The 21289-nt window shown below is 34.2% G+C and carries 27 protein-coding genes; 19 read left to right on the top strand and 8 right to left on the bottom strand.

The features are described from left to right. Nucleotides 1-39 precede the first annotated feature (39 nt). Nucleotides 40-705 (bottom strand): ribose 5-phosphate isomerase A, encoded by a 666-nt coding sequence (gene rpiA / locus NHG49_RS14380; RefSeq protein WP_064475490.1) that lies wholly within the window; start codon nucleotides 703-705, stop codon nucleotides 40-42. A gap of 1 nt (nucleotide 706) precedes the next feature. Further along, nucleotides 707-1027 (bottom strand): 2Fe-2S iron-sulfur cluster-binding protein, encoded by a 321-nt coding sequence (locus NHG49_RS14375; RefSeq protein ID WP_001125375.1) that lies wholly within the window; start codon nucleotides 1025-1027, stop codon nucleotides 707-709. Nucleotides 1028-1170: 143 nt separating this feature from the next. Here NHG49_RS14375 and NHG49_RS14370 point away from each other — a divergent pair, with 143 nt between their 5' ends. Then, nucleotides 1171-1857: an RNA polymerase subunit sigma-70 gene (locus NHG49_RS14370; RefSeq protein ID WP_149173557.1), complete on the top strand. Its 687-nt coding sequence runs from the start codon at nucleotides 1171-1173 to the stop codon at nucleotides 1855-1857. Nucleotides 1858-1878: 21 nt separating this feature from the next. After that, nucleotides 1879-2460 carry an ATP-dependent Clp endopeptidase proteolytic subunit ClpP gene (gene clpP, locus NHG49_RS14365; protein WP_000991621.1) on the top strand — a complete coding sequence of 194 codons (582 nt, stop codon included), beginning with the start codon at nucleotides 1879-1881 and terminating at the stop codon, nucleotides 2458-2460. A 45-nt stretch (nucleotides 2461-2505) separates the two neighbouring features. Here the strand turns inward: clpP and NHG49_RS14360 are convergent, their stop codons facing one another. Next, nucleotides 2506-3363: a glycine betaine ABC transporter substrate-binding protein gene (locus tag NHG49_RS14360; protein ID WP_064475488.1), complete on the bottom strand. Its 858-nt coding sequence runs from the start codon at nucleotides 3361-3363 to the stop codon at nucleotides 2506-2508. Between the two features lie 171 nt (nucleotides 3364-3534). Between NHG49_RS14360 and NHG49_RS14355 the strand changes: the two genes are divergently transcribed. Together NHG49_RS14355 and NHG49_RS14350 are read left to right on the top strand one after the other, a co-directional pair. Beyond that, nucleotides 3535-4740 carry a quaternary amine ABC transporter ATP-binding protein gene (locus NHG49_RS14355; protein WP_064475487.1) on the top strand — a complete coding sequence of 402 codons (1206 nt, stop codon included), beginning with the start codon at nucleotides 3535-3537 and terminating at the stop codon, nucleotides 4738-4740. Then, a complete protein-coding gene (locus NHG49_RS14350) occupies nucleotides 4733-5569 on the top strand; it encodes an ABC transporter permease (protein WP_064475486.1) in 837 nt (278 codons plus the stop codon). The genes NHG49_RS14355 and NHG49_RS14350 overlap by 8 nt, the downstream gene beginning before the upstream one ends. 49 nt (nucleotides 5570-5618) lie before the next feature. Here the strand turns inward: NHG49_RS14350 and NHG49_RS14345 are convergent, their stop codons facing one another. Continuing rightward, complete coding sequence (locus tag NHG49_RS14345) at nucleotides 5619-5855, bottom strand: hypothetical protein (RefSeq protein WP_149173558.1); 237 nt, start codon at nucleotides 5853-5855, stop codon at nucleotides 5619-5621. Nucleotides 5856-6073: 218 nt separating this feature from the next. On the opposite strand from NHG49_RS14345, the gene NHG49_RS14340 reads away from it, so the two are divergent. The 6 genes from NHG49_RS14340 (at nucleotide 6074) to NHG49_RS14315 (ending at nucleotide 8907) form a co-directional block, all read left to right on the top strand. After that, the gene (locus NHG49_RS14340) at nucleotides 6074-6244 is read left to right on the top strand and encodes a glycine zipper domain-containing protein (protein ID WP_064475484.1); all 171 of its coding nucleotides are present in this window, start codon (nucleotides 6074-6076) and stop codon (nucleotides 6242-6244) included. A 92-nt stretch (nucleotides 6245-6336) separates the two neighbouring features. After that, nucleotides 6337-6828: an HIT family protein gene (locus tag NHG49_RS14335; RefSeq protein WP_149173559.1), complete on the top strand. Its 492-nt coding sequence runs from the start codon at nucleotides 6337-6339 to the stop codon at nucleotides 6826-6828. Then, nucleotides 6812-7636 (top strand): PP2C family serine/threonine-protein phosphatase, encoded by an 825-nt coding sequence (locus tag NHG49_RS14330; RefSeq protein WP_098102848.1) that lies wholly within the window; start codon nucleotides 6812-6814, stop codon nucleotides 7634-7636. The genes NHG49_RS14335 and NHG49_RS14330 overlap by 17 nt, the downstream gene beginning before the upstream one ends. Nucleotides 7637-7704: 68 nt before the next feature. Beyond that, nucleotides 7705-8028, top strand: coding sequence for a DUF4181 domain-containing protein (locus NHG49_RS14325; RefSeq protein WP_081257260.1), 324 nt, complete (start codon nucleotides 7705-7707; stop codon nucleotides 8026-8028). Between the two features lie 27 nt (nucleotides 8029-8055). Continuing rightward, complete coding sequence (locus NHG49_RS14320) at nucleotides 8056-8496, top strand: NUDIX domain-containing protein (RefSeq protein WP_149173560.1); 441 nt, start codon at nucleotides 8056-8058, stop codon at nucleotides 8494-8496. A 21-nt stretch (nucleotides 8497-8517) separates the two neighbouring features. Further along, nucleotides 8518-8907 (top strand): DUF4181 domain-containing protein, encoded by a 390-nt coding sequence (locus NHG49_RS14315; RefSeq protein ID WP_149173561.1) that lies wholly within the window; start codon nucleotides 8518-8520, stop codon nucleotides 8905-8907. Between the two features lie 54 nt (nucleotides 8908-8961). Here NHG49_RS14315 and NHG49_RS14310 read toward each other — a convergent pair whose 3' ends face one another. Continuing rightward, complete coding sequence (locus NHG49_RS14310) at nucleotides 8962-9498, bottom strand: GrpB family protein (RefSeq protein WP_149173562.1); 537 nt, start codon at nucleotides 9496-9498, stop codon at nucleotides 8962-8964. Between the two features lie 40 nt (nucleotides 9499-9538). Then, a complete protein-coding gene (locus NHG49_RS14305) occupies nucleotides 9539-10384 on the bottom strand; it encodes an oxidoreductase (protein ID WP_064475480.1) in 846 nt (281 codons plus the stop codon). Nucleotides 10385-10519: 135 nt separating this feature from the next. Between NHG49_RS14305 and NHG49_RS14300 the strand changes: the two genes are divergently transcribed. The 7 genes from NHG49_RS14300 (at nucleotide 10520) to lpdA (ending at nucleotide 18162) form a co-directional block, all read left to right on the top strand. Then, nucleotides 10520-11479, top strand: coding sequence for a helix-turn-helix domain-containing protein (locus NHG49_RS14300; protein ID WP_064475479.1), 960 nt, complete (start codon nucleotides 10520-10522; stop codon nucleotides 11477-11479). Between the two features lie 123 nt (nucleotides 11480-11602). Continuing rightward, nucleotides 11603-12799: an MFS transporter gene (locus NHG49_RS14295; protein ID WP_064475478.1), complete on the top strand. Its 1197-nt coding sequence runs from the start codon at nucleotides 11603-11605 to the stop codon at nucleotides 12797-12799. 41 nt (nucleotides 12800-12840) lie between these two features. Continuing rightward, nucleotides 12841-13320 (top strand): DinB family protein, encoded by a 480-nt coding sequence (locus NHG49_RS14290; RefSeq protein WP_048560849.1) that lies wholly within the window; start codon nucleotides 12841-12843, stop codon nucleotides 13318-13320. 169 nt (nucleotides 13321-13489) lie between these two features. After that, nucleotides 13490-14488, top strand: a complete 999-nt coding sequence (gene acoA, locus NHG49_RS14285; RefSeq protein ID WP_064475477.1) for an acetoin:2,6-dichlorophenolindophenol oxidoreductase subunit alpha — start codon at nucleotides 13490-13492, stop codon at nucleotides 14486-14488. A 17-nt stretch (nucleotides 14489-14505) separates the two neighbouring features. Further along, entirely contained in the window at nucleotides 14506-15540 is a 1035-nt protein-coding gene (acoB, locus tag NHG49_RS14280) for an acetoin:2,6-dichlorophenolindophenol oxidoreductase subunit beta (protein WP_064475476.1), read from the top strand. A 27-nt stretch (nucleotides 15541-15567) separates the two neighbouring features. Further along, a complete protein-coding gene (locus tag NHG49_RS14275; protein ID WP_064475475.1) occupies nucleotides 15568-16767 on the top strand; it encodes a dihydrolipoamide acetyltransferase family protein in 1200 nt (399 codons plus the stop codon). 15 nt (nucleotides 16768-16782) lie between these two features. Further along, nucleotides 16783-18162: a dihydrolipoyl dehydrogenase gene (gene lpdA, locus NHG49_RS14270; protein ID WP_088046845.1), complete on the top strand. Its 1380-nt coding sequence runs from the start codon at nucleotides 16783-16785 to the stop codon at nucleotides 18160-18162. An 82-nt stretch (nucleotides 18163-18244) separates the two neighbouring features. Here lpdA and NHG49_RS14265 read toward each other — a convergent pair whose 3' ends face one another. Then, on the bottom strand, nucleotides 18245-18841 hold the full coding sequence (locus NHG49_RS14265) for a hypothetical protein (RefSeq protein WP_064475473.1): 597 nt from the start codon (nucleotides 18839-18841) through the stop codon (nucleotides 18245-18247). A gap of 220 nt (nucleotides 18842-19061) precedes the next feature. On the opposite strand from NHG49_RS14265, the gene NHG49_RS14260 reads away from it, so the two are divergent. Beyond that, on the top strand, nucleotides 19062-19718 hold the full coding sequence (locus NHG49_RS14260; RefSeq protein WP_064475472.1) for a DUF4085 family protein: 657 nt from the start codon (nucleotides 19062-19064) through the stop codon (nucleotides 19716-19718). 49 nt (nucleotides 19719-19767) lie between these two features. On the opposite strand, the gene NHG49_RS14255 is transcribed toward NHG49_RS14260, so the two are convergent. Next, complete coding sequence (locus NHG49_RS14255; protein WP_149173564.1) at nucleotides 19768-20259, bottom strand: hypothetical protein; 492 nt, start codon at nucleotides 20257-20259, stop codon at nucleotides 19768-19770. 250 nt (nucleotides 20260-20509) lie between these two features. Here NHG49_RS14255 and NHG49_RS14250 point away from each other — a divergent pair, with 250 nt between their 5' ends. After that, entirely contained in the window at nucleotides 20510-21280 is a 771-nt protein-coding gene (locus tag NHG49_RS14250; protein ID WP_064475470.1) for a DeoR/GlpR family DNA-binding transcription regulator, read from the top strand. Nucleotides 21281-21289 lie beyond the last annotated feature (9 nt).

Genomic DNA, 21289 nt, shown 5'->3' with positions numbered 1-21289 from the left:
GAGAAAATATAAAAAGCTGACTGTAAGAGTCAGCTTTCATTATAATTCCTTTATCCCATTTTTTGTTCCAATAATCGCCTTACTAGTCATATTAACAAACAACCCTGTTTCAACTACACCTGTAATCATTTTTAATTGAGTGTGTAAATTGGCAGGATTAGTTATGTTATGAGGGAATATACAATCAATAATCATGTTATTGTTATCGGTAAAAAACGTTTCATTATTTTTTAAACGTAACGTTGTTTGACAACCTAAAGATTGAATTTTCCTTTCGGTTTGTTTCCATGAAAAAGGTATAATTTCAACAGGTAATGGGAAAGTACCTAAATGTGTTACAAGTTTCGATTCATCAGCAATAATAATTAGTTCTTTGGAGGAAGTGGCAACAATTTTCTCGCGAAGTAATGCGCCACCACCACCTTTTATAAGCTGTAAATTAGCATCAATTTCATCCGCTCCATCAATTGTAAGATCAAGACTTTGTACGTCGTTTAACGAAATTAGAGAGATATTTAGTTGTTTAGCTAATAATTCCGTTTCTTTTGACGTTGGTACAGCTTGAAATGATAATCCTTCTTTTACACGCTCACCTAATTTTTGTATCGTCCAATATACAGTAGAACCTGTACCAAGTCCAACTTTCATCCCATCTTTTACAAAGTTAGCAGCATATTCACCAGCGAGCTGTTTGAAATTTAGCATATCATTCTGCTGGACGTGGGCCTGCATCAAGACCTGAATTTTCTACTGTAAGTATAGGACGAACGACTATATCTTTATGTACGTGCATTTGGCATGATAAACGTAAGTGATCTTCAATTCCTTTTTCTGTAATCGCATTTTTTTCATTAGAACTGGCTTCACAAAACTCACCTGCTATAATTTCTACTCTACAAGTTGTACAGCGGGCTTTCCCGCCGCAGCGATGGAGAATGTGTACACCGTTATCTTCGATCGCTAATACTAACTTTGTGCCTTCTTTCACATCGAAAGTTCCCGCACCTTCAATTGTTAATTTTGGCAAATTTATTCCTCCTCAAGTAAAATTGTACATAACATATTTATGACCGCGAATTATTGAACATAAACATAATTTTTTTATATGCCCCGTAACTTTTTTATTTGTTGAATCGTTAATTAAGTAAGCGCTGAAAAGGAGTGGTTATTTTGTGCACAAAAGTAACTCATATTTTAAAGAATCATATCGATATAAATCATTCAGATATAAACTTTTTAATTGAGCAATACGGAGAGTTGAAAAGGTATTGTACATTTTTAACGAAAAATAAATGGGACGGCGAAGATCTTGCCCAAGAAACGGTTTGTAAAGTTCTTCAAAAATATAGTAAGAAAGATATTTGTATGACGCTTGTATATAAAATAGCTAGAAATCGCTGGATAGACCAGATGAAATCAAAATCAGTTCATGAAAAAATAAAGAAACAAATTATTTTTGATGCCCCACAAGAGAACATTGCAGATTTGCATGAAATGGTAGGGAAAGTATTATCGTCATTAAATGTACAGCAATCCGCAATTTTACTATTAAAAGATGTGTTTCAATATAGTATAGCTGATATTGCTAAAGTATGTTCCGTATCAGAAGGTGCAGTGAAAGCTTCTTTATTTCGGAGTAGAAATAGGCTGAAAACTGTAAGTGAAGAAGGGATTGAGATAGTCGAATTCACAGATGATATTGAAGTTGTAGTAACGTCTATTCGGGAAGAAAGGCCGGAATTGTTAACTAAGCTTCTTCCGACAATAGATTTTACTAAGTTACCATCTAAACAGCCAGTCTTATTATTTAATGCGAAAAAACCTTCTTCTTACAGTTGTATGCTTTTAGCGGCATAACAATTATTGGAGGGATTTAAAATGAATGCAATTCCATATGTGGTAGAACAAACGAAATTAGGAGAACGTTCCTATGATATATATTCAAGGTTATTAAAAGACCGCATTATTATTATCGGTTCAGAAATTAATGATCAAGTAGCGAGTAGTGTCGTAGCTCAATTATTATTTTTAGAAGCGGAAGATGCAGAGAAAGATATTTATTTATACATCAACAGCCCAGGTGGTTCAACGACAGCAGGTTTTGCCATATTAGATACGATGAATCTAATCAAACCAGATGTGCAAACACTTTGTATGGGATTTGCAGCATCATTTGGTGCATTGTTATTATTATCAGGTGCAAAAGGAAAACGATTTGCACTCCCTAACAGTGAAATTATGATTCATCAGCCACTTGGTGGTGCGCAAGGACAGGCAACAGAAATTGAAATAACAGCGAAAAGAATACTAAAGTTAAAGCGTGATATTAATAAAATGATTGCAGAAAAAACGGGGCAATCGATTGAAAGAGTAGCACATGATACAGAAAGAGATTATTTTATGACTGCTGAAGAGGCAAAGGAGTATGGGATTGTAGATGATGTTGTTACAAAAAAATAAGATAAAAACAGGCTAGAGGATATGCTAATCCTCTAGCCTGTTTTATTAATCTTTTACCCATTCATCAACTAGTGCTTGATTTTTTTCAATCCATTTTCGTGCAGCTTCTTCGGGATCTTTCGTTTTATTTAACGTGACCATTAATGTGCCAAGCTGCTCATCATTCATTTTCCATTTGTCAAAGTATTTCACGATATCCGGATGATCTTTTTCGAAACCTTTACGAACAGAGTAATAAATGTCATCTTTTTCACCATATACTTTTTTAGGGTCTTTTAAATATTTTAAGTCAAATTCTGAAAAGCCCCAATGCGGATTCCAAAGCGTAACAGCGATTGGTTTCTTTTTCTTATATGCTTTCTTTAGTTCACTCATCATCGCAGCTTCAGAAGATTGGACAAGCTTTAGTTTTATATCATATTCCTTCATTGCTTTATTTGTTAAATTCATAAGACTACTACCGGGTTCGATACCGACAATTTTGTTATCTAGCTCATCTTTATGAGCATTTAAATCTTCGATACTGTTTATGTTTTTCACATAAGAAGGGACGACTAAGCCTAGCCCAGTACCCTCATACCATTTGGATTTTAAGACAATATCATCTTTATAACGAGCATTTAGCGGTTTATCCGTAACGGGTAGCCATACTTCTAAATTCGCATCCACATCACCACGAGCAACGCCAGTCCAAATCGCAGCTTTTTCTAAATACATGAGTTCAACTTTATAGCCTTTTTGTTCTAATAGAACTTTCCACATGTTTGCAGTTGCAATGTTTTCTTTCCAACTTGTTACACCAAGTTTAATTTTTCCTTTCGAATTTGCATTTGTTGCATTACATGAAGAGAAAATCATAGTAATAAATAATGCAAGGCATATAAGCCATATTTTCTTTTTCATCGAAACCCTCCTAAGAAACGTTTGCCTTTTTAAATAAATGTATAAGTAAGCATTCTTATTATGAACGGAAACGCGAATTTTAAAGAAATCTTATGAATGTCATTTTTATGTAATATTTCTTTGTAAAATCGCAACACTATATGAATAGATGGGTAGAAAAGGAGTAGTGACATGGATAATACAAAGGTGCGTGTTGAAAACGTAACAAAAGTATTTGGGAAACACCCGCAAAGAGCGCTGTCTTTATTAAAAGAAGGAAAAAGCAAATCGGAAATTTTAAAAGAGACAGGAATGAACGTTGGTGTGAAAAAGGCAACGTTTGAAGTATACACGGGAGAAATTTTTGTAATTATGGGTTTGTCTGGTAGCGGAAAATCTACGTTGGTCCGTATGTTAAACCAATTAATTAGACCAACGGCGGGGCATATATACATAGATGGTGAAGATATCGCAACGATGGGAAAAGAAGAGTTGCGAAGAGTGAGAAGAACGAAGATGAGCATGGTGTTTCAAAAATTCGCTTTATTCCCTCACCGTACAGTGATACAAAATGTTGCGTACGGGTTAGAAATTCAAGGAGTTCCAGTAGAGGAACGAGAAAATAAAGCATTAGAATCGCTACAGTTAGTAGGACTCGATCATCATAAAGATAATTATCCGAGTCAACTTAGTGGCGGTATGCAGCAGCGTGTTGGAATCGCAAGGGCATTAACAAATAATCCAGATGTATTGTTAATGGATGAGTCATTTAGTGCATTAGATCCACTGATTCGCAAAGAAATGCAAGATGAATTGTTAGAGCTACAAGATAAAATGGAGAAAACAATTATATTTATTACGCATGATTTAGATGAAGCGCTTCGAATTGGCGATCGGATTGCGTTAATGAAAGATGGAGAGATTGTTCAAATTGGAACGCCGGAAGAAATTATGATGAGTCCAGCGAATGAATTTGTTGAGAAGTTTGTTGCGGACGTAAATTTAGGAAAAGTAATTACGGCGGAATCTATATTAAAACGACCAGAGACTTTATTAATTGATCGTGGACCACGTGTAGCACTACAGATTATGAGAAATGCAGGTGTTTCAACTGTATATGTTGTTAACAAAAAGTATGAGTTTTTAGGTATATTAACTGCGGATGATGCGAGTAAAGCCGTTCAAAAACAATGGCCAATTGCTGATTTATTACTAAACGATATTCCGCACGTGTATTTAGATACTTTACTGGAAGAAACATATGCAAAAATGGCGGAGATGAAATATCCGTTACCCGTAATTGATGAGAAGAAAAGGCTAAGAGGAATTATTAAACGCGAAAGTGTCATTCAAGCTCTTGCAGGTAATATTGAGGAAGAGGTGAAAGACGATGAGTAGTATACCACGTATTCCATTAGGGGAATGGGTCGATTCATTTGTTGCAAGTTTATATGAGAATCTTGAAGGCTTATTCCGAGGATTCTCTTATATTATCGGTGGATTCGTTGATTTACTCACTAATTTTTTAACAATAATACCGGCCATATTGATGATTATTATCCTTTGTTTCCTCATTTGGTACACAACGAGAAAGGTATCTTTAATTATTTTTACACTCATCGGTTTATTATTTATTTTAAATATTAACTACTGGGCACAGACGATGCAAACATTAGCACTTGTACTTACGTCTGTTATTATTTCAATTATTTTAGGAATCCCAATCGGAATTTTAGCTTCTCAAAATGAACGCTTCTCAAAATTTTTAAAACCGACATTAGACTTTATGCAAACAATGCCGGCTTTCGTATATCTTATTCCTGCAATTACATTTTTCGGAGTAGGTGTAGTGCCTGGGATTATCGCATCCGTAATCTTTGCAATGCCACCGACAATTCGTTTTACTGACTTAGGAATTAGACAAGTTCCAGAAGATTTAATTGAAGCAGCGAATGCGTTTGGCTCTACGGCATCACAAAAATTATTTAAAGTACAATTACCACTCGCAACTGGAACAATCATGGCTGGTGTGAACCAAAGTATTATGCTTTCTTTATCGATGGTAGTAACAGCATCTCTTGTAGGAGCGCCAGGTCTTGGAGTTGATGTATACCGCTCTGTAACACAAGTTAATATCGGAATGGGATTTGAAGCCGGACTAGCTATTGTTGTCATTGCAATTATACTAGACCGTATTACACAAGGGTTTCATCAAAAAAGAAGATAAAAGGAAAACACACTTTATTATAACAAAGTGTGTTTTTTGTTCGGAAAAATTACATACGAACGATAACAGAACTACCAGCTGGTGCACAAACATGGTTTTGTTGTTGTTCCATTGATTTAATTAAATGATTATTCTCTTCGATTAATGAGATTAATTTCGCTAATTGACTTTCAAGACTTGCGATATGCTGCATCATATATTGTGAATCATGATGCAGTGTATTTCTTACGGGATGTGGGGAATACACATATTGTTGATTTATATTTGGATTCCAGTGAGGATGCATTTAAACCTTTCCTCCTTCAATAAATTACGAAGCTTTTTTATAGTAAATGCCTATGTATAATTAATGGTTACTTGAAATTTTATTATGATAAAAGGAGTATGTACAGAAAATGGAAAATATTATTATGTGAAGTTAAGGTGCATTTTTTGGAAATATTCAAGTGAGGTAGTGAATATATTAATACATTCAAGTAAATGTATGTTATTTAGGGAGAAATGATGGGAGGAGATGCAATTTTGGCTAAAAATAATAAAAGAAATGAAGCCTTGGCAATAGGTATCGGTATAGGGGTTGTAATCGGTGTGTTTCAAGGGTTTTTTACTAATAATTTGGTAATCGGAATTGTGATAGGAATCGTAATTGGAGTTGCATTTTTGAAGAAAAAGTGAGTATTAAAGTCATTTCAAAAATTACCCCGTTAAATGGATTTTTGGAATATAAATCCTGTTTTTCCTTTTTTATGATATTATAAATAAAAAGGATGGTGATGGATATGTCAACAAACAATCAAGTAGAACAAAACTGCTTTATTTGCGAAAAACATAGAGGAAACATAATAGTTCTAGGTGGAGCTATTTACGAAGATGAACTCGTTTACGTAGGACATGTCCACTGGGATAGTGAAGAAACATACCTTGGTTATGTAATGATAGATATAAAAAGACATGTACCTGGTCTTGCTGAACTAACAGATGAAGAAGCGAAAGTGTTCGGACTTATAACAAGTAGAGTAAGTAAAGCGCTAAAAGAAAGTGAAGGTGCAGAACATATTTACACTTTTGTTTCAGGGAATGGTGTACCACATACGCATATGCACATTATACCGCGTTATCTAAATACACCCAAAGAGTTTTGGTCACCGACTGAAGTAGCGAAATGGACTGGTGCACCATATGGTGACGCAGAAAAAATCAAAAAACTATGCGAAAGAATACGAAAGTATATGGTGAGTGAATATGCATACAACAAATAATAGACAATGTTCATGGGTTGGAAATAAGAAGATGTGTTTAGACGAAGTTTCAGTAAAACAATATGGTGATATCGTACTCGGTGCATATGGCGGGAATATAAGTGCTGGAGCAAAAAAGAATGAAGATGGTGCGTTAGTTTGGTCGAATGGTGATTGGGAATTTGCAGCTATTTTAGATGGACATAATAGTGCGGAAAGTGTTGATTTAGTAGTAAATACAATCCAAAAAGAATATGAACATATAAAAGCAATGTTGAATGAATCGATTGATACAGTATTTCGATCGGTTGAAAATCATCTACTTACAATCTTTAAATCCCCCTCATTTAAAGAAAAGTGCAAAAAATTAAAAGGTGAAACAGCGTGCTTAATATGTGTAAGAAAAGAAAACTACATATGGTGGTTATCTATTGGTGATTGTTTAGTTTATGTATTTCATGAAGAGTTACATAAGTTAGGACAATATGCATTAAATCAACGCCATTTTTACGAATGGATTGGAAATGTAAATACATTTCATTTACCAGTCCCTTGCTATTCAACAGGAATTCGTGAATTACGTGCTGGAAAGAATCGAATTGTAATGGTTACAGATGGGGTATTAGAATGTGGGGAACGTCATTATGAAACACCATTGAATCTGTATAATGATATGAATAGAAATAATATAGAACTTGAAGAAAGTGTTCATCATGTATTAGAGCAAGTTCATCATCAATTCGGACGAGATAGTGCGACAATTATTAGTTGGGACGTTGAAAACAAAGAGAATGCTACTTATCCGAGTGATCAACCGGATAAAAGGTAAAGGAGGAGACATCACTGCTTTTAGTTAAAGGGATTTTATTAGTATTATGGATCATATTATTAGTTATTTTGGAAAAAGTAGTGAGAAAAAAATTAAATATACCGAAACAAACTGACTGGAATAGTAAATATGTAAACAACGCTCATAAATGGGGCATTAGGGCTCTTATCATTTCTTATATAATAGTAACGATGATATGTGCCACTTTAAATCCTATTTATATTAGTAATTTACCCATATTATTTTTAATAACTTTATACTGCTTTCAATCATATATGGAGTGGAAATATGATAAAGAGTCGAGGGAATATGTCATTTCTTTAGGAACAGTTCCATTATTAATAATAACAGGAATTATGATTAATCTATTCTTTTATAACTATTGGATTTAATCATATGTGGAATGAATGGGGAGACAAATGAAAAATCCTAAATTATGTGCTGAAGTAATGATTTTAAATGAAGACCATTCTAAAGTGCTTGTTCAATGTGATTTAAGGGGAACATTTTATCGTTTTCCAGGCGGTTCTATTGAATTTGGTGAAACATCAAAAGAAGCAATAATACGAGAATTAATAGAAGAATACGATTTGAAGATTGATGTTCAAGAGTTAGCCGTTGTAAATGAGGATATTTTCAAGTGGAATAACGAAAAAGGACATCATTGCACATTGATGCATTGGGGATCTGTTAAAGAGAGAATAACAAATGAAATAAGACATAAAGAATATGAGGATATTATATTAACTTGGAAAAGTATAAATGAATTAAAGGAGAAGCCCACATATCCTGAAGGGATTGTAAGTTATTTAGAAGAGAATAACCGAAATATAGTCCACTTTATTTCTAAAAATAAATAAAGTAATAGGAGGGGAACAACAATGAGTACCTCTACAATCTTGATTATTATTATTATTATTATTGGACTGCCTATAGGTGGTTACTTTTTAGAACAGTTTTTAAGAAGAAAGTTGAATGCGGAAAAAAGAGGATTATTTGGATATAAGCATGTGAATAGTTTACATGTAAAATTGGAAATAGGGCTTATGATTATTTATATAATAGGTAGTTGTTATTATATGTTTAAATTTGAAAACTCTAAAATGGCTTATGTTATGTTCACTTATTTAGGGATATCATTGGCTTTAAGAGCATGGATGGAATGGAAGTATGATAGAGAATCAAAAGAATATATACTTTCGATAACGGGAATGGTTGCATTTATATTGATGCTCTCAATACTAGTTTATTTCGTTCCACCTGCTGCATAATAAGGTGATTATTAATGGTACAAATCAAGAGTTAACTAATAAATAAGAAACCATTTAGTAGTAAATGGTTTCTTGTTTAAATTTACCATTTATTTTAGCTAAAATGGATGTAACGAAATTTGTTTTATCCTCTGCATATTGATGTTTTTCATTAGGATTAGCTTGTGAAAGTTGAACCTTTAACTGTTCATACTGTATACGAGAAGTTTTATTGTCAATTAAGTAAGCTCTGAATTGTAATTGTTCTATTAAATATGTATTGCCTTGTTCATACATATGAATTTGATGAGTTCGTGGTTCTCCTTTATTAAAATAATATCGTTCAGGCAGTACATCTTTTCTGTATTTATAGTTTAGTAGTTCTAACTTTTTTATACATGTTAAACCGTCCGTATAATTTTCTAGTTCGATTGCAATATCAATAATTGGCTTTGCACTTAAATGTGGAATAGAGGTACTACCAATATGGTGTATCGCTAAAATATGTTTGCCAATTTGTTCTTCAATGAGTTGTTTTTCTTTCATAAACTCAATTTGCCATTCTTCAGTCCATGGAACTAAAAACATTTTTCCAAACGGTAAACCTAACATTTGATTAGCACCTCTTTCAAAATGTTATCAAAAAAGTAAACTACATTTTCTTAAAGCTTCTCAAAACAAGGTATTCCCACAATCTCCAAGGAAGAATCTTCTTCGCAAAGATCATAAATTTTACACCTTTTCCAATCGGATATCGTAATTTCGTACGCTTAGATTCAGCAATCTCTACAATTTTATTAGCAACATCTATCGGATTACCAAATGTATCACTGCCGCTATTAATATGTTTTTGTATTTTAACCATATATTCTTTGTAAGGAGAAGGTCTATCAGATTGGTTTGTAGCTAGTTGTTTACCAACTTCCCAAATATTTGTGTTATAAGAACCAGGTTCAATTAAAGCAACATCTATTCCGAACGGTTTTACTTCTAAACGAAGTGATTCACTCCAGCCTTCTAACGCATATTTTGAAGAAACGTAAGGGGATAGACCAGGGAATCCAACTTGACCACTAATGCTGCTTATATTAATGATTTTCCCACTTTTTTGTACTCTCATATAAGGTAATACAAGTTGAGTAATTGATACAGCTCCAAAAAGGTTCGTTTCAAATTGTTTACGGTATTCCTCTACTGGAATTTCTTCTACAAAGCCCCCATTTGCATATCCTGCATTATTAATCAGTAGGTCTACTCTGTTTATTTCTTTTAAATATAATTGAAAGTTATGTATAGAATTTTGATTGGTTACATCTAATTGTTGAACTGTTATGTTTTGTTGTAAGTTGAGTTGAGTAGCTTGAGATATTAAAACTTCTCGTTTATTAAGGTTTCGCATTGTAGCTATGACTAAATAGTCTTTTTTCGCAAGCTCAAGTGTTGTTAAAAGACCGAAACCACTTGAAGCCCCAGTTATAACTGCGATTTTTTTATCCATTTTCCGCCAGCTTTCTTTTTCTTTTATCATAACGAGTTATGGGGATAAAATCTATTTATTGTATAAAGATATTTGTTATAATTGAAAATGGTTATCAATTAAATTTAGTTTTCACATAAAAGGAGTGTGGATTTCATGGAGACTAACGGTTTTCATGATATTTTTCATAAATACTTTCATGGTTTACAAGTTGTAGAGGAAAGGCATATGAATATGCCCAAAACAATAGGTAAGGGTGAAATACGAAGATGGACTTCATTTTCAGGAATGGAAATTGTGTTATCAAATTATCAATTTCATAAAAATTATCGCATCCAGTTTGCATCTGATGCAGCAATGGTTGAGCTTAATTTTTGTTTACAAGGGTTCGGAGAAGTGCAAGTTGGTCATTCCGCGTATGAATTAATGACTGGAAATAGTTATTTATATTTTATGAATGATTTTGATGTGTTATTTGAATATGAAAAAGAAAGGCCTCTATATTCATTAGCAATTGGGATTCCTGTACAATTATTTAATCATTTCATGATGAATAATGCTATTGAAAAAAGTCTTGATTTTCATTCTATATTAGGAAATCAATCTTTTAAAAAGTTTCAAAATCCAATTGATTCTATAACATCTAATCTTATTAAGAAAATGATAGAGCCTCCCCAAAAGGATCGTATTAGTCAACTAGAATTAGAAAGTAAAGCGCTCGAATTGCTTTCTATACATTTTGGGAGAGTGTTGCTTAATGATTGTGACGCAAATAAAAGGAGTCAATTATCAAAAAAGGATTTGAATAAAATAAAACAGGCTGAAGAAATTTTACTTCAACGAATGGAATCACCCCCATCATTATTAGAATTGGCTAAAATAGTAGGATTAAATGATTATAAATTAAAAATTGGATTTAAAGAATTATTTGGGATGTCCACATTTGCATATTTACGAGAAAAACGTATGGAACATGCGATAGATTTACTACGTTCGGGAAATAGTAATGTGACCGAAACGGCATTTGCAGTTGGGTACAATAATGTCAGTCATTTTTCAGAGTTATTTCGTAAAAAGTATGGAATGAATCCATCAAAACTTTTACGTATTTATTAACGTAAAACAGGAATAATCCGCTATACCGTAAATTCTTCCGTTATTTGGTAGTTGCTTTTTGTAATGGTCATTATAATTACAAACAACATCCAATTGGAAATAATTTTTTATGGAGGAATTTAAATGAAAGAGCGGAATGAAAGTCATTTTTGGCTATTTGTATTAACTGGGATGTTTCTTATTATAACAACAACCGGTTTTGCACGTATGGCATATGGAATTATATTGCCATTTATGCAAGAGGGACTTCATTTATCTACAGCTCAATCAGGTATGTTAGGAACAATACTTTTTTTAGGATATTTATTAACTGTAGGAACATCTGGAATATTTACTATCCGTTTCGGCGCAAAATCCGTTTTATTAATAGGGAGTTGGCTTGTTGTTGTAAGCTTATTGGGATTAGCCTTTGTTTATTCATTTTGGCTAGTCGCTATTTGTATGCTATGTGCTGGAGCTGGTAGTGCTTTAGTATATACACCACTCATGTCAATAACGGTAGGATGGTTTCCGGACAAAAGAGGAACTGTAATGGGGCTGTTATTAAGCGGTGCTGGCATAGGTATGTTATTTAGTGGAATAATTGTTCCTTATGTAGTACGTACATTTCCTGCGTACAGTTGGCGTGGTGTATGGTTTTTGTTTGGGGTTATTACATGTATCGTAGTATGTATCGCTTCAATTATTTTGAAAAATCCTGATGTAACCGAAGATGAGGAAAAAGGGAATTATAAATCGTTTTTATGGAAAACAAAAGAACTATATGTTATTGCATGGATGTATTTTATTGTGGGCATTGTTTACTTAATTCCGAATTTATATCAAACTAGTTTTATGATTGATAGTGGTATTTCGGCAGCGATGTCAGGAACTATTTATGCAATTGCCGGTATGTTTTCAATAGTAGGAGCTCCTATCTGGGGATTGATTTCAGATCGGATTGGCATAAAGAAAACGTTATGTATTGCACTTATATTAGCTGTAATAGGTGATGTGGTGCCAATCCTTTTTGAAAACATAATGGGTTTTATCGTATCGGCAATAATTTGGGGTTCTAGCCTCGGTGGTATCCTTTTATTAATACAAGTTGCAGCATCAAAGCAAGTATCCCAAAAGTATGTATCGATGGCAATTAGTTTTATATCTGTTTTTTATGCAGTTGGTCAAATGATTGGACCAGGACTTGCAGGCTGGATTATTGAAACAAGTGGTTATACAGCTGCTTATGGATTAGGTGCGTTCGGTTTCTTTATATGTATATGTATGGGATTGCGTTTAAAAAGAGGAAATCTTACAAACTCAGCGTATTTAGAGAAGTGAGTATTGTCATGAAATGAATCTTTTTAAAGGGAGGACGTAAAGTGGTACATGTGAAAGATGTATTAGCAGATCAATTATTAGCGAATGCAAACGATCCTAGTTGGTATATTCCATTTTCAGATGCAGTGAAAGATCTACCTGAGAGAGAAGCTTTCTGGAAACCGAATGAAGAGAGTAATAGTATAGCTGAAATTGTACAACATTTACTGTATTGGAATTCAACGTGGCAAACTAGGTACAAAGAATCGAATGTGGATGCCGTGCCCGCTATTGGTGATAATAACAAAAGTTTTATGCTTTCAAATAATCAAACCTTCGATGAGTTGAGAGAAAAACTACTAGAGAAACTGTTACAATGGCAAAAGCTTATAAATGAAGAGAAGGTGGAAAGTGATGTAGTTGGATTTTCTGTTTCCGCAAAGTGGTGGGAAATATTGGCGAATGTAACAACTCATAATGCTTATCATATTGGTCAAATTATTTACATCCGGAAGTTACAGAAGAGTTTTGAGAATGAATAAGATAATAATTCTCAAATTAGGTGAACAAAAGTGGACAAAACGAGACATATGTCTCATTTTGTCCACTTTTTTATTATGAAAGAAATGAGAAAACCCATGAAATCAAGGATTAGAATTTGGCACAGTACTTGCAATATAAAAGATGAACAAGAAAATAGGAGGGCTGGACATGTTAAAAACAACTGAAAGTAAAGGGAATGAAATTACGAAAGAACAAGCTCGTTGGATGTATGAAAAAATGTTAGAGATTCGTAAGTTTGAAGACAAGGTGCATGAATTGTTCGCGCAAGGCGTTCTGCCAGGTTTCGTTCATTTATACGCTGGTGAAGAAGCAGTAGCAGTTGGTGTATGTGCCCACTTAACAGATAGTGACAGTATTACAAGTACGCATAGAGGACATGGACATTGTATCGCAAAAGGCTGTGATTTAAACGGGATGATGGCTGAACTTTTCGGGAAAGTGACAGGGTTATGTAAAGGTAAAGGCGGTTCCATGCATATTGCCGATTTAAATAAAGGAATGCTTGGTGCAAATGGGATTGTAGGCGGAGGTTTTCCACTTGCTTGCGGCTCAGCATTAACAGCTAAATATAAAGGAACGAAAGATGTAAGTGTTTGCTTCTTCGGTGACGGAGCAAATAATGAAGGAACATTCCATGAAGGGGTTAATTTAGCAGCGATTTGGAAGTTACCAGTTATTTTTATCGCAGAAAATAACGGTTACGGTGAAGCAACGACATTTGAATATGCTTCTAGTTGTAACTCTATTGCTGATCGTGCAAAAGCATATAACATTCCGGGTGTTCAAGTAGATGGAAAAGATCTATTAGCAGTATATAAAGCGGCGGAAGAGGCTGTTGAGCGTGCACGTAATGGCGGTGGCCCAACTTTAATTGAATGCATGACATATCGTAATTACGGTCATTTTGAAGGAGAAGCACAAACGTATAAAACAGCGGAAGAAAAAGAAGAACATTTAAATGAAAAAGATGCGATTGTGCATTTCCGCAAGCATTTAATTCATGAAGCTTTATTAACGGAATCCGAACTTGTGGATATGGAAAAGGCAGTAGATGAAGCAGTGCAAAGATCGATTGAATTTAGTGAAAATAGTCCATATCCAGAGGATGAAGAATTATTAAAAGATGTATACGTTTCTTACAAATAAGAGGAGGGTGAAAAATAATGACTAGAACAGTAAGTATGTCAACTGCAATTAATGAAGCGATGAAAATTTCAATGCGTCGTGATGAAAATGTAATTTTGATAGGAGAAGACGTTGCAGGAGGTGCACAAGTTGATCACTTGCAAGATGATGAAGCATGGGGCGGTGTTCTTGGTGTTACGAAAGGACTTGTACAAGAATTTGGCCGAAATCGTATTTTAGATACTCCAATTTCTGAAGCTGGTTATATGGGAGCAGCGATGGCAGCTGCGGCAACAGGATTACGTCCGATTGCTGAATTAATGTTTAATGACTTTATCGGTAGTTGTCTTGATCAAATATTAAACCAAGGTGCAAAATTCCGTTATATGTTCGGTGGTAAAGCGAAAGTACCAGTTACAGTACGTACGATGCATGGTGCTGGTTTTAGTGCAGCAGCGCAGCATTCACAAAGTTTATATGCTTTATTTACGAGCATTCCAGGTATAAAAGTCGTCGTTCCTTCTACTCCGTATGACGCAAAAGGCTTATTATTGGCGGCAATTGAAGATGATGATCCAGTAATCTTCTTTGAAGATAAAACACTTTACAATATGAAAGGTGAAGTGCCAGAAGGGTACTATACAATTCCTTTAGGAAAAGCAGATATTAAACGTGAAGGTTCTGATGTAACAATCGTCGCAATTGGAAAACAAGTTCATACAGCACTTGCAGCTGCAAAGCAATTATCGAAAAAGGGACTCGAAGTAGAAGTAATCGATCCACGTTCTTTATCACCGCTGGATGAAGATACGATTTTAGCATCTGTTGAAAAAACGAATCGCCTGATTGTTATTGACGAAGCAAATCCAAGATGTAGTATCGCAACAGATATTGCAGCAATTGTAGCGGATAAAGGATTCGATTTGTTAGATGCACCAATTAAACGAATTACAGCACCACATACACCAGTTCCGTTCTCACCACCACTTGAAAAGTTATATTTACCAACGCCGGAGAAAGTAATTGAAACTGTATCAGAAATGATCGGAGACCAATCTTTATTACATGTGTAATGAAACGATTAGAAGGGAGAGAGAACTATGGCTGTAGAAGTTGTAATGCCAAAGTTAGGTATGGCGATGAAAGAAGGTATTATTACGAGCTGGAATATTAAAGCAGGTGATAATGTAGAAAAAGGTGAACTAATTGCTAGTATTAACTCAGAAAAAATCGAAACGGAAATAGAAGCACCAGCTGATGGAACTGTTCTTGACATAGCTGTAAGTGAAGATGAGGGAGTTCCACCTGGCACTGTAATTTGCTATATCGGTAAACCGAGCGAAAAAGTAGATGTCTATGAAAGTACAAATGTTGAAGAAGAGAAAACACCGAATCCAGAACCTAAAATTTTACAACATGCAGAACAATATGCGATAGATGTGACGAAGCAAAGAGTCAAAATATCTCCTGTTGCGAAGAAAATTGCAAAAACTGAAAATCTTGATATTAGATCATTAATTGGTACAGGTCCTGGCGGAAGAATTACAAAGGTAGATGTTTTAAAGGCACTTGAGGAAAGAGTTACAATTCCAGAAATACTTGAACAAGAGGGAAGTAAAGTCATTCCTGTTACTGGTATGCGGAAAGCAATCGCAAACCGTATGCATACAAGCTTACAAAATAGTGCGCAATTAACATTAACGATGAAAGTAGATGTGACAGATTTAGTTGCTTTACATAAAGACATAGCGGAAGTTGTACAAAAACGATACGATAACAAACTAACCATTACGGATTTCGTTTCTCGCGCTGTTGTATTAGCACTTGCGGAGCATAAAGAAATGAACAGCGCTTATATAGATGATGCAATTCATCAATTTGAACATGTTCATTTAGGCATGGCAGTCGCGTTAGAAAAAGGATTAGTCGTTCCGGCTATTCGCTTTGCTAATCATTTATCTTTAGTAGAGTTATCTAAAGAAATTAAAAATGTGGCACAAAAGGCACGAGCAGGCAGTTTAAATAGTGATGATATGCAAGGAACAACCTTTACAATTAGTAATTTAGGTAGCTTCGGTATTGAATATTTTACGCCGGTATTAAATACACCTGAGACTGGTATTTTAGGTGTTGGTGCAATTGAACATGTCCCTGTATATAAAGGGAAAAAATTAAGAAAAGGAAGTATGTTACCTTTAAGTTTAACATTCGATCATCGTGTACTAGACGGTGCACCAGCAGCTGCATTTTTACGCACAATTAAACGTTATTTAGAAGAATCTGTAACAATTCTTTTATAAAGAGAAGGTGAGAGAATGAGTAAATTAGTCGTTATTGGAGGCGGACCTGCTGGCTATGTAGCAGCAATTACCGCGGCTCAAAATGGGAAAGATGTCACTCTTATTGATGAAGCGGATCTTGGCGGGACTTGTTTAAATGTTGGTTGTATGCCTACGAAATCATTGTTAGAAAGTGCAGAAGTGCATGACATTGTGAGAAAAGCGAATCATTATGGAATTGCACTTAACAATGGAAGTATATCAATTGATTGGAAGCAAATACAGGCGAGGAAATCACAAATCGTAACGCAGCTCGTCCAAGGAATTCAATATTTAATGAAGAAAAATAAAATAAAAGTTATACAAGGTAAAGCGAATTTTGAAACGGATCACCGAGTACGAGTTACAAACGATAATAAAGAGGATGTAGTAGATGGAGAACAGTTCATTATAGCGGCAGGATCAGAACCGACTGAATTACCTTTTGCTCCATTTGATGGGAAGTGGATTTTAAATAGTAGCCATGCAATGTCCCTAGAAAGTATACCAAAATCATTACTAATCGTTGGCGGTGGTGTAATAGGTTGCGAGTTTGCAAGTATTTATAGTCGTCTTGGAACAAAAGTTACGATTGTTGAAAGGGCATCGCAATTATTACCTGGTGAAGATGAAGATATCGCACATATTTTAAGAGATAAACTAGAAAATGATGGCGCAGAAATATTTACAGGAGCTGCTTTAAAAGGATTAAATAATTATAAGAAGCAAGCTTCATTTGAATATGAAGGAAGTATCCAAGAAGCCAATCCGGAATATGTTATCGTTTCTGTCGGCCGAAAACCACGTGTACAAGAATTAGGTTTAGAAAAAGCAGGTATTCAATTTTTAAATAAAGGAATTTCTGTGAATGAACATATGCAAACAAACAGATCACATATTTACGCAGCAGGTGATGTGATTGGTGGAATACAACTTGCTCACGTTGCCTTCCATGAAGGGATGACAGCAGCATTACATGCGAGCGGAGAAGATGTAAAAGTTAACTATCATGCAGTACCTCGATGTATATACACATCCCCAGAAATCGCAAGTGTTGGTTTAAGCGAAAAAGATGCAAGAGAACAATATGGTGATATTCTTATCGGAGAATTTCCTTTTACAGCGAACGGAAAAGCGCTTATTATTGGAGAACAAACGGGTAAAGTAAAAGTTATTGTGGAACCTAAATATCAAGAAATTGTTGGGATTTCTATTATCGGTCCTCGTGCAACGGAACTAATCGGACAAGGAACTGTAATGATTCATACAGAAGTTACCGCTGATATTATGAGAGATTATATTGCAGCACATCCAACTTTATCTGAAGCGATTCATGAAGCGTTATTACAAGCTATAGGACATGCTGTACATGCTTAAATGAAAATATAATAAACCACTATTCTCTAAATGAATGAGAGAATAGTGGTTTGGATTTTTATAGAAGAAATTAAATAACTTTTTACTTTTTAACGTCAATCGCTGAAGTAATATCGTTCCAATCAGCAGCTAAATTAGCAGTTTTACCGTACCAATCAGCATGTTTGAATACAACACCTTTTCCATATCCTTGTGTTGAAGTATGCTCCCAAAGTGTCGTTGAATAACTTGCTGAAGGCGATGCTGTACTTACAGAAGAAATTCTGTCATTCCAGCTAGAAGGCAAGTTTTTAAAACCGCTGCTCCAGTAAATATATTGGCCACCTTTATCTTTATGTTCATAAAAATCAGTACTACCAGCACCGCTACCTAAAGGATTAATTTTATTTTTAAGCGCTTTTTTATCCTTTTCAACATAAGCATCCAATGTTTCTCTACTAGTAAACCCGTAAGCTAACCAATCTCCATTTTCATTTTGCTCAGGTAGGACCATAGTAATTTGGATGTCTTTTTTCTCCTGCTCGCTTAATTTTGCAAAAGAAGTAACATTTTGTTCATCAACTTTTAAATAATCAAATGATTTAATTACATTACTTTTTTCTTCAGCACTTGCTACTCCTAGTCCTCCAGTGAATGCAAATCCCGCTACTAGTGTACCTGCTACTAATTTCTTCAACATATAACCATCCCTTTTTGTTTAGATTTTGTACAGGTGAAACTTTGTACTAGTAAAATGTATTCTAATTATTAACTATTGTAAATATTCTGAAGTTTTAGAAATAAAAGGCGGAATATTTACAGTTTTGCATTTTTTCTTTAGAAAAAATAGTTATTGGAATGATATAATAAATAGATGTATTGCTTTTGTTGGATGTTAAAATGTTTTAGGAGGGAAGCGATTGAAGTATTTCAATAAAGATTGGTATAAAGAAATGCAAGTATCTGGATTTTTAATTTTCCCAGAAACAGTAGAAGAATGGGAAGAGTTGTTGCGAGAGAGCAAAAAGATAGGAATGGATTACAAGCAAGGTTTAAGAGAAGACGTGGAAGAAAAGAAAGAAGATCTATTAAAGTGTCTACCTAAGTCATTACATCCATACATTCATGAAAATACAATTAATTCAGAATACCCATCGGAAAAATTAAAGAAACTTACGCTTGAGTGGACAGTAGATTATGAGAAAAGAATGAGTGATTTAGAACAAGCGTATTTAGATAATTATAATACTATAAAAGAAAAGCTTGCGCAGAATGTCGTTCAACTACATGAATACTCACTACATGACAGTGTAGTCAAATCAGTAGAAAGAAGGTCAGAAGATAAGCTAATAATAACTTTAGATTGCAGTGGTACTTTCAGTGAATTTGATAAACTGCAAGTAACTTTTATAGGGGTAACGAAATGTTCTATTCCGGAAGATTTTGAAGGTGCTTGGTGGTTATGTCATGAAATAGATCTTACTAATGAAGGGTTCGAATTGGGTGTTTTATTTGATTGCCCATTTGAAGAAGTGACAATTTGTGCAAAAGACGTATTGCTTGAGATAGGTAACTAGTAAACTTTATAACTTTACAAACAAAAAAACAGTCTTATAAGACTGTTTTTTATTTAGATGCTAAATTATCAAGTTTCCAATAAGTATCTGTTAACGGCGCAGCTTTGCTATCTATGTATAAATACATATTATTTAAATCTTTTGGAGAAGCTTTCATATTAAATACAATGTCGGTAGTTAAAGAAAACTCAGAAGGAACCTTTTTAGCATTTTCATTTTGTATAACTTCACCTTCGTGTTTTTCACCTGTTTTTTCATCTTTTATGAAATATTTTATTTCTGAAAGATCTATCGTTTGTCCGTCAGCACGAGCATTATTCATAGTAACACGAGCTGTGAGACGCCACTCTTTGTCTATTTTTTCGAATTTAGCATTTTCAACAGTTGCTCTATAGTATTCATTTTTATATATTTCCCCATAATGCATTGCATCCTTTTCAAGAGCGCTCTTTTCTTGTTTTGGTGTAGTACTACCATTACATCCTACCATTATTCCTGTAAATAATAATGCTGTACAAGTTACTTTAATTATAGATTTCATAATAATTCCTTTCTGTGTTAAAAAGTAAAACATAGGAATAATTTTACATCAATAGGAAGTTAAATGGAAGTATGTTTGTGAAATATACAAATATACATTTATTTCGTTATAAAGTTAATGGTATAGAAAGAGGGAAAAAGCTGAATAAAACGGAGTGAATAAGAATTGAAAATATTGTAAAACGGAAGAGACATGCATATAATTAAAATAAGGATGAGATTTCAGAATCTTCAATAACGGCGGTGGGTATATGTTTACTGAAGAGCGTAGAGAGAAAATTTTGGAGTTACTTAAGAAAGGTGGAAGGGTAATTGCTAAAGATCTTGCGGAAAGTTTCGATATGTCTATTGATTCTATAAGAAGAGATTTGTCTATTATGGAGAAGGATGGCTTGTTAAAAAGAACACATGGAGGTGCAATCGAACTTACGCGAGTGAGAAACTTAGCTGCCGAACCAACGAAACGTTATCGTGATAGTTCAATAGAGGAAGATGCGATTGCGAAAGTTGCTGTATCCTACATACAAGAAGGCGATTCCGTTTTTATTGGCGGGGCTTCTACTCATTATGCTATGTTAAAATACTTACCTGAAATGTCATTTACAGTGATTACGAATTCTTTAGAAATTGCTAGTACCTTACGGGAATATAAGAACATTGATACATACTTAATTGGTGGAAAGGTGAAACCATCAGGGAATATGACAGATACAATTGCCTCTGAAATGATAAGTAGATTATCTATTGATCTTTATTTCTCTACAGGTGGGGGCATTTCATTGAATGGTATAAGTACTGCAACGCCGGAAGTTGCTTATTTTGGAAAAACAGTAAGTAAAATTGCTAGAAGAAACATTTGTTTAGCTCCTCATAATAAACTCGGAATAGACTGCTTTATTAAAGGAGAGTCACTAATAGAAATTGACCTTATAATAACAGATGAAGAGGCTAGTAAAGAAACGATTCAACAATTTGAGAAACAAGGTAAAGAAATTATAATAGCGTCAATAACCCCCATTTAAAAGGAGTTT

Source organism: Bacillus sp. IBL03825, from assembly GCF_024712505.1.
Lineage (GTDB): Bacteria > Bacillota > Bacilli > Bacillales > Bacillaceae_G > Bacillus_A > Bacillus_A wiedmannii.
Note: the sequence above shows the minus strand (reverse complement) of the source record. Positions and strands in the feature narration are given on the sequence as shown.